This is a genomic window from Acidovorax cavernicola (genome assembly GCF_003581445.1).
The window spans coordinates 1-683 of record NZ_QXMN01000309.1 but is presented as its reverse complement, the minus strand read 5'-3'; the positions used below and the strand labels follow the sequence as shown (position 1 = coordinate 683).

Here is a 683-nt window from a genome sequence, read left to right as displayed (position 1 = left end):
GCACATGACCATCCAGACGGCCGTGCTGATCGAGACCCTGCAGGCCCTGGGCGCGCAAGTGCGCTGGGCATCGTGCAACATCTTCTCGACGCAGGACCATGCAGCCGCGGCGATCGCCGCCAGCGGCACGCCGGTGTTCGCCATCAAGGGCGAAACCCTGGCCGACTACTGGGACTACACCCACCGCATCTTCGAATTCGGCGCCAAGGGCAGCGCCGGCGAAGGCCCGAACATGATCCTCGACGATGGCGGCGATGCCACCATGCTGATGCACCTGGGCCAGAAGGCCGAGAAGGATCTGTCGGTGCTGGCCAACCCCGGCAGCGAAGAGGAAGTCATCCTGTTCGCCGCGATCAAGGCCAAGCTCGCCGTTGACGGCAGCTGGTACACGCGCAAGTCGGCGGAAATCATCGGCGTGACCGAGGAAACCACCACCGGCGTGCACCGCCTCAACGAAATGTCGGCCAAGGGCACGCTGCTGTTCCGCGCGATCAACGTCAACGACTCGGTGACCAAGAGCAAGTTCGACAACCTGTACGGCTGCCGCGAATCGCTGGTCGACGGCATCAAGCGCGCCACCGACGTGATGATCGCCGGCAAGGTCGCCGTGGTCGCGGGCTACGGCGACGTGGGCAAGGGCTGCGCCCAGGCGCTGCGCGCACTCAGCGCCCAGGTCTCGGTCA

The 683-nt window shown here is 65.9% G+C and carries 1 protein-coding gene; it reads left to right on the top strand.

Annotated features, from left to right (window positions below; genetic code table 11):
• A partial coding sequence (locus D3H34_RS33355; RefSeq protein WP_147400629.1) for an adenosylhomocysteinase occupies positions 1-683 on the top strand: 683 nt, incomplete at both ends.